The 7185-nt window shown below is 62.7% G+C and carries 11 protein-coding genes and 1 tRNA gene; 7 read left to right on the top strand and 5 right to left on the bottom strand.

The features are described 5' to 3' along the window. The 3 genes from PHI64_RS23035 to PHI64_RS23025 form a co-directional block, all read left to right on the top strand. A partial coding sequence (locus PHI64_RS23035) for a DUF2924 domain-containing protein (protein WP_299888599.1) occupies positions 1-910 on the top strand: 910 nt, incomplete at its 5' end. Beyond that, complete coding sequence (locus PHI64_RS23030) at positions 907-2247, top strand: recombinase family protein (RefSeq protein ID WP_299888595.1); 1341 nt, start codon at positions 907-909, stop codon at positions 2245-2247. The genes PHI64_RS23035 and PHI64_RS23030, both read left to right, overlap by 4 nt. Continuing rightward, positions 2244-2693, top strand: a complete 450-nt coding sequence (locus PHI64_RS23025; RefSeq protein WP_299888592.1) for a site-specific recombinase resolvase — start codon at positions 2244-2246, stop codon at positions 2691-2693. Before PHI64_RS23030 ends, PHI64_RS23025 begins: the two co-directional genes overlap by 4 nt. 2 nt (positions 2694-2695) lie before the next feature. Here the strand turns inward: PHI64_RS23025 and PHI64_RS23020 are convergent, their stop codons facing one another. Continuing rightward, complete coding sequence (locus PHI64_RS23020) at positions 2696-3016, bottom strand: transcriptional regulator (protein ID WP_299888589.1); 321 nt, start codon at positions 3014-3016, stop codon at positions 2696-2698. 1 nt (position 3017) lies between these two features. Further along, positions 3018-3245 carry an addiction module killer protein gene (locus PHI64_RS23015; protein WP_299888586.1) on the bottom strand — a complete coding sequence of 76 codons (228 nt, stop codon included), beginning with the start codon at positions 3243-3245 and terminating at the stop codon, positions 3018-3020. Between the two features lie 352 nt (positions 3246-3597). On the opposite strand from PHI64_RS23015, the gene PHI64_RS23010 reads away from it, so the two are divergent. Further along, positions 3598-3807: a hypothetical protein gene (locus tag PHI64_RS23010; RefSeq protein WP_299888583.1), complete on the top strand. Its 210-nt coding sequence runs from the start codon at positions 3598-3600 to the stop codon at positions 3805-3807. Between the two features lie 234 nt (positions 3808-4041). Here the strand turns inward: PHI64_RS23010 and PHI64_RS23005 are convergent, their stop codons facing one another. The 3 genes from PHI64_RS23005 to PHI64_RS22995 form a co-directional block, all read right to left on the bottom strand. Then, entirely contained in the window at positions 4042-4422 is a 381-nt protein-coding gene (locus PHI64_RS23005; RefSeq protein WP_299888580.1) for a type II toxin-antitoxin system death-on-curing family toxin, read from the bottom strand. Positions 4423-4425: 3 nt separating this feature from the next. Then, a complete protein-coding gene (locus tag PHI64_RS23000; RefSeq protein WP_031408424.1) occupies positions 4426-4656 on the bottom strand; it encodes a hypothetical protein in 231 nt (76 codons plus the stop codon). A gap of 320 nt (positions 4657-4976) precedes the next feature. Beyond that, positions 4977-5051 (bottom strand) — tRNA-Ala (locus PHI64_RS22995). Positions 5052-5148: 97 nt separating this feature from the next. Here PHI64_RS22995 and PHI64_RS22990 point away from each other — a divergent pair. The 3 genes from PHI64_RS22990 (at position 5149) to PHI64_RS22980 (ending at position 7081) form a co-directional block, all read left to right on the top strand. Then, positions 5149-6204, top strand: a complete 1056-nt coding sequence (locus tag PHI64_RS22990; RefSeq protein WP_299888567.1) for a site-specific integrase — start codon at positions 5149-5151, stop codon at positions 6202-6204. Positions 6205-6255: 51 nt separating this feature from the next. After that, positions 6256-6648 (top strand): hypothetical protein, encoded by a 393-nt coding sequence (locus PHI64_RS22985; protein WP_299888564.1) that lies wholly within the window; start codon positions 6256-6258, stop codon positions 6646-6648. 175 nt (positions 6649-6823) lie between these two features. Further along, a complete protein-coding gene (locus PHI64_RS22980; protein WP_299888561.1) occupies positions 6824-7081 on the top strand; it encodes a hypothetical protein in 258 nt (85 codons plus the stop codon). Positions 7082-7185: the final 104 nt, after the last annotated feature.

Here is a 7185-nt window from a genome sequence, read left to right as displayed (position 1 = left end):
CCCATCGAGGGGCCGGTCGGTCAGTGGTCACCACCCTCAGGAGGACAGCAATGCATCTCACCCCGCAACAGCTCGCCGCCCGCTGGCAGATCAGCGAGAAGCCCTGGAGCGCTGGCGCCGCCGGGGGACTGGACCGCGCTTCCTGCGCGTCGTCGACCTTGCTGCCGAGATGGCCCGCGACGTCGATGAGGTCTTCATCCACGGGGATATGAAGCGCGTGTTCCAGCCCAGCGCAGAACGGATGCTGACGGCGGCACGTGCCTTCGTTCAGGCCTGGCAGGAGATGAGGACCGTCGAGTCGACGCTGAAGGGCGCCCGCAGGAGATCCCTTTCGCTGCGGCGACCGTGGTCACGATCCACAACTGACGGCGTTCCGAGCCCGCCGGGCAGAGCCTGGTTTGACTTGGCTTCTGCTCGGCACAGCGCGTTCATGGAGGTCCGCAAACCCCTCTCGGAGAAAGCAATGAGCACCCACCAAACCCTGCGCGTACCGGTCACCGACACCAACCATCGCCCCCGCGGCGTGATGACCATCCAAGCCGACTTCGATCACATCGGACCCTACCGCGTGGTGCACGACGGGCGCACGTACTGGTTCACCGGCAAATCCGGCACACACTGCGCCAGCGGCGTGGCCACGCGTGAGATGCTGGTCGAGGCCGGCGCCAAACACTCCAAGATCAAGACCCACGTCGGGCGCGGCGGGCAGACGCTGCTGATGCCCGGCACGACGTTGATTCGCGAATGGGAGGAGCGCGAGTATCGCGTGACGGTCACCCCGGAGGGGCTGTATGCCCTTGATGGTCACCTCTTCAAGAGCCTGTCGGCGGCGGCACGCCACATCACGGGCACGCGTTGGAATGAGCCGAAGTTCTTCGGCCTGCGCGACGGCAAGGGGGATGAGCAATGAATGCCCCCCTGCTGGTGGCACCAAGGCGCTGCGCGGTGTACTGCCGCGTCTCCAGCGACGAACGACTGGACCAGTCCTTCAACTCCATCGATGCGCAGAAGGAAGCTGGCCACGCCTTCATCAAGAGCCAGGGTCATGAGGGCTGGATTGCCGTTGCCGACGACTACGACGACGGCGGTTACTCCGGCGGCAACATGGAGCGGCCCGCCCTGCGCCGCCTGATGGCCGATATCCAAGCGGGCAAGATCGACATCATCGTCGTCTACAAGATCGACCGCCTCAGTCGCTCGCTGGCCGATTTCGCGCGGATGGTCGATGTCTTCGATCGTCACCGCGTCAGCTTCAGCGCCGTCACGCAGCAGATCAACTCGGCGACCTCGATGGGCCGCCTGATGCTGAACGTCCTGCTCTCCTTCGCGCAGTTCGAGCGCGAGGTCACCAGCGAGCGGATCCGGGACAAGATCGCGGCGAGCAAGGCCAAGGGGATGTGGATGGGCGGACCGCTGCCCCTCGGGTACGACGTCCGCGACCGAATGCTGGTGGTCAACGAGACCGAGGCAGCCTTGGTGCGCCGCATCTTCGCCGACTTCGTCGCGATGCGTTCGGCCACGCTGATGGTCAAGGCCTACGTCACGGAAGGCGTGGCGACCAAGCGTGGCAAGTCCTTCACCAAGCAGACCATCTACAAGATGCTGAACAACCGGGTGTACCTCGGGGAGATCGTCCACAAGGGGCAGAGCTTCACCGGCCAGCACCCAGCCATCATCACCCCGGCACAGTGGGACGCGGTGCATGCGCTGATCGCCACCGACGGCGTCGAGCGGCGGCGTGAAACCCATGCCCGGATGCGCGAGCCAGTGCTGCTGCGCGGACTGTTGTTCACGCCCGATGGCGAACGGCTGGTGCCCAGTTACACGGTCAAGCGGGACAAGACCTATCGCTACTACACCCCGGTCAAGCACCGTCGGTTCGGCTCCTGGGCCAGCCAACATGGCTCCTTGCCCGCTGGACCGATCGAGGCGCTGGTCGTCGAACAGATCATTGCCGCACTGTCGGCGCCGCACGTGGTGCAATCGGTGTGGGATCGGATTCGGGAAACCCACCCGGAGATGTCCGAAGCCGAGGTGGTGCTGCCCATGCGCCGGCTGGCGACGATGTGGCCGCAGCTGTTCCCCGCAGAGCAGTGCCGGCTGGCGCAACTGCTCATCGAGCGGGTGGTGATCGCCGACGGCGGCTTGGAGGTCTTCTGGCGGGATCAGGGCTGGCCGGAATTGGCGGCCGAGTTGGCGCCCGGAACCATCGGTGCCGAGTTGCAGGAACTGGAGGAAACCCTGTGAAACCCAGGATCACGGCAACGGGTGCGCCGATCGCCCGCGAGCGTCGAGATGGCGGGGAAATCAAGCTGTCGACCTTCATCCCGTTGAAGATCCGCAAGCGTGGCACCCGCCAGGTGGTGCGCCCGGATGGGGACGTCACCGCACAGGCCAAGGCAGACACCCAGCACGACGCGCCCTTGATGGTGGCGCTGACCCGGGCGTTCTACTGGCAGCAGTTACTCGACGACAGCGTGCTCAGCAGTGGGAGCGAGATCGCCAAGCGCGAGGGCCTGCACCACTCCACGGTCAACGAACTGCTCCGACTGACGCTGCTGGAGCCCGCCATCATCCAGACCATCCTGGCCGGAAAGCAGCCCCGGTGCATGAGCCTGCTGTGGTTCCAGCACAACCCACTGCCGCGTGACTGGACGGCGCAGCGGGAGGTGCTGGCAGGGTTCGATGCCTGAGATCAGGCCATCACGATCCGGGTGTGCACCTCGACCTTGAGCGCACGCTTGACGGCGGCAAAGACAGCCGAGATGTTGCTCATGGTCGGGTTGCCCGACTTCGACAACATCCGGTGCAGGCTCTTGGCGGGCTTGTGAATTTCCTCGGCCAGCGCCTCGAAACCCACCGTGGCGTTGACCAGGTCACGCAGAATCAGCTTGGCCGACTCCGGCTCGCCGTTGACGAACAGCGTGATGGCCTCGTCCAGAAGCGCCTGCGCAAAGGCTGGATCGCTCTGCACACGCGCGGCCACGGTCTCTTTGAAGTCACGGGTCAGTGCCATCTCACTTCGCTCCCTTGAAGGTTGATACCTTGCGGCGCTTGTAGTCTTCCCACAGCGCCACCGCCTGATCGATGTCCTGCTGCTGGCGCTTCTTGGTGCCGCCGCCGATCAGGATGATGATCTTCAGACCGTCCTTGGCCAGGTAGATGCGCAACCCCGGCCCCCAGTCGATCTTGTACTCACCAATGCCCCGAAACCACTCGACGTTGGACAGGTTGCCCTGCTCCATTCAGCTTACGGCCACCCGCACCTTGGCAGCAGCAACGGCCTCCAGCGACCCGAACCACTCCGCGAAGGGGCTGTCGCCATCGTCCAGCAGGAGTTCTTTGATCTGGTAACTCATGGACCAGATGGTAACGTATAGGTTCCCATCAAGACAGCATGGCGGTTTGAACGTCCGACCGATAGCCTTGGTTGACGATGAAATGCCGCGCGTAAGTCTCTGATTGTTCGAGGCCGCGCCTTGCGCCTACCCGCAGCACAAACGGCGAAAAGAGACGGCTCTGGCCGAGAAAGTGGCCGATTCCGGGCGTTTCGGCTGATGGCCACCCGACCTCACCGAGCCGCAGGTCGTTCTGCAGATGCGCAATCTCGCCGGCCTGTGGCGGGAGCTGTTTCCAGCGGAGCAATGCCGACTGGCGCAACTGCTGATCGAGCGGGTGGTGATTGCCGACGGCGGGCTGGAAATCATCTGGCGAGATCAGGGCTGGCAGGAACTGGCCGGTGAGCTGATGCCCGGCACCATCGGCGCGGAATTGCAGGAATGGGAGCAGCAGGAGGTGGCAGCATGAAGCCGAAAGTGCAGGCTTTGGGCGGCCCCATCGCCCGCGAATGTCGGGATGGCGGGCAGGTCAAGCTGTCCACCTTCATCCCCCTGAAGATCAGGAAGCGAGGTGCCAGCAAGGTGGTGGTGCGGCAGGATGGGGCGGTCGAGTCGCCAGGCAAGGTCGCCACTCAGATCGACCAGCCCTTGCTCGTGGCACTGACGCGGGCCTTTTACTTTCGGTGTTTTCTCGTTCATGGCATCACTCTGCGGCGACGGCAAACGACCGCAGCCACAGATCGAGGTGGGCGATGTCGAACGTGCCCGACTCGAACATCTGCATCATTTCCGCATAGATCTGCATCGGGGCGCGCCGCAAGCGCCAGCCATTGATGCGCAGAAACACGTCGGCCGCTGCAAAGGCGATGCGCTTGTTGCCGTCCACGAACGGGTGGTTGATCACCAGGCTTTCCAGCAGGGCAGCTGCCTCGGCCACGATGTCATCGTAGTAGCCGGTCTGCGGGCGAAACAGTGCGGCCTCCAGCGCTCCGGGATCGCGTACGCCCGGCGCGCCGCCATACCGCTGCATCAGCACCGTGTGCATGCCAAGCACGTCGGCCACGGTCAGGTAATCGTGAGCCACGGTTTACTTGGCCAGTTCGCGGTAGAGGCTGTCGAACTCATCCAGACTGGACGCGAAAGAAGCCATCACGTGGCGGCGGGGGCGCTCCTTCTGCTGCCGGTCGATGTAGTCGCGCAGGGCGTCATCGAGCACCGCCTGGAACTGGCGGCCCTGGCTTTCTGCGATTTGGCGCAACGCCGCCAGCACATCGGGCGCGGCCTGGGAAGAAAACTTTTCGCGGACAGCAGTCGTCATGGCGGTCTCCATCATGATTCATCTTGACGCTTCATGATAGAGCAAGATAGGAAGGTTGGCTACCGCGTTGATGGCGTTCGATGCCTGACCGGTGGCCTTGGTTGACGGTGAACCGGCGCGCGTAAGTTGTTGATTTTGCTAAACCGCCATCTGCGCTTACCCGCAGGCCAAACGGAGAACAGAGACGGCTCTGGCCGAGAAAGTGGCCGATTCCGGGCGTTTCGGCTGATGGCCACCCGCAGCACAGATGGCCGGAACCCCGCGTAGCGCGGGAATTTCAGGCAAGAAAAAGGCCCGGAGAATTTCCGAGCCCTTGTATATGGTGGCCGAAGGAGGATCGAACTCCCGACCTCTGCATTGCGAACGCAGCGCTCTCCCAGCTGAGCTATCGGCCCTGATCCTTGTTGTGTCAGTGAGTTAGGTTTGTTTTTTCCGGTCAATCTATGACAGCCGCCTCCCTTTGGTCAATTTTTGGACAATTAGGGGGCTGAAATGGCATCAATTTCGCAGCGTGGCAACAGCTGGCGAGTTCGCATTATTCGGCGGGGAGACTTGCCGATAACAAAGACTTTTTCCAGCGAAGAGGCGGCGCGGGTATGGGCTCAGGGCGTGGAAGCTGACCTTGCGCGAGGGTTGTACAAGCGTCCCATCGGTGACCGCACAACCTTCGCCGAGGTGTTGCGTCGCTACTCTGATTCGGTAACACCCACAAAGCGCGGAAAGTCGTCCGAAGGCTACAGGATCAAAACAATGCTTGCCGCAGGTAGTCATGCGAAGGCTCTCACGTGCAAGTTCTTATCCGATCTTTCAAGCGCTGATGTCGCTGCATGGCGAGATCGGCGACTTCGTGAGTCGGCACCGGCAACTGTGCTGCGCGAAATGGCAATTATGTCAAACGCAATCAATGTGGCGGTCGTGGATTGGGGTTACTCAGGACTGACCAACCCCTTCGAGCAGGTGCGAAAGCCGAGGGTTCGCGATCACCGGGATCGTCGGGTGAGTGCGGCTGAAATTGACGCCATCCTGGGGGCAACCGAGTCGCGAGAATTATCGCTGTTGGTACGTTTAGCACTTGAGTGCGCTGCCCGTCGAGGTGAGTTACTTGCGCTGAAGTGGCGCAATATCGACTTGGCGGCCCGGACCGCTCGGCTCGATGGTATGGACACGAAGAACGGCTTTGGTCGAACTGTCCCACTGAGCCCCGCTGCTGTCGAGCTGCTGCGAGCCCTGCCCCGCCGCCTGGATGGGGGTGAGGTCTTCACGATGCGCGGCGATTCCGTTACGCAAGCGTTTTCCCGCGCGGTACAACGTGCGCGAGGCACCTACGAGCGCACATGCGCGGCTGAAGGCGTGGCAGCTGACCCCGCCCACCTGGGCGACATTCGGTTTCACGACTTGAGACACGAAAGCCTCAGCCGCTGGGCCGAGGCTGGGCTCAGCTCGCTTGAGCTAGCTGCAGTGTCCGGGCATCGCACCCTGCAGCTTCTAAGCCGATACGTGCATCTAAAGCCTGAAGCGCTGGCACAAAAGCTGGCAGCGTCAGCGTAACCAGCGCCAGCAACCAAAAGCCATTATCCGAACCGAACTCAGAGAAAAACCATGACCTCGATTATTACCGGCCTCATCTCTAACGACTCGAACAACCTTACCGAGATCAAAAACGCTTATGAAAAACTTGCTGAGGTGCCCGCCGTTTGGATCGATGTTGATGCTGACATCAAGCGTCCTGTGATGCAGCGCAAGGGTTTTGACCGGGCACAGTGGTTTGACGATGTGCTGCCGCGATGCCTGCAAGCCCTGCAGGTGCGTCCCGGTGACCTGGACGTGTTCGTGACTGTCGAGAACGCGGCAGAATCGGCGCGGGTTCTGGCGCTAGGGGGCGTGGTCGCTCGAGTGGGCGGGGACGGTGGCAGGGGCGCTGATGGCGCCCTGGATCTGCGCGGGATGGCGCCGAAAGCTGCGGCGCGGGAGCTGGCGCGGGCGCTGGGGTGATCCAGTTCAGCGGGTAGGGCAAGGGCGCCACATGGCGCCCTTTTTCATAAGCGTAGTTTATAATTTGGCGGTCAGGGGCACGGGCGGTCTGATCCACCGCTCGCAGCCCGAGACCTGCCCCCATCGGCGCCCCTGACCCTTCCTTCCTTCCTGGGGGCCGTTTGGGGGTAGTTCCATGACCAAGCTGTTTTCCGTCGCCACACGTGGCGAACCCGTACAAGCTCGTCCGGCTGTTTATGCCGGCAGGGCCGAACACATCGCGGCGCTGGTGGCCAGAAAGCCCGCACCAGACCCTGAACACATCGCGGCTGATCCCCCGCCCGCAGCGCCGGAGCCGTGGTGGCGCGACGAACAACGCCGCATAAAGGCGGAGATGTTCGGGAGGGCGGTACGGGGCGAGTACCCCACCCTGTTGGCGCCGGCCGAAAACTGACCATCTAACGGGGTGAATTCCGGTTGAAGACTGACCAGGGTGTTTAACCTCTCTGCCTCATTTTGAGGCAGAGGACATGAGGTGATCACCATGGAACTGTTGGG

This window comes from Zoogloea sp. (assembly GCF_028689785.1).
Classification (GTDB): domain Bacteria; phylum Pseudomonadota; class Gammaproteobacteria; order Burkholderiales; family Rhodocyclaceae; genus Zoogloea.
Note: the sequence above shows the minus strand (reverse complement) of the source record. Positions and strands in the feature narration are given on the sequence as shown.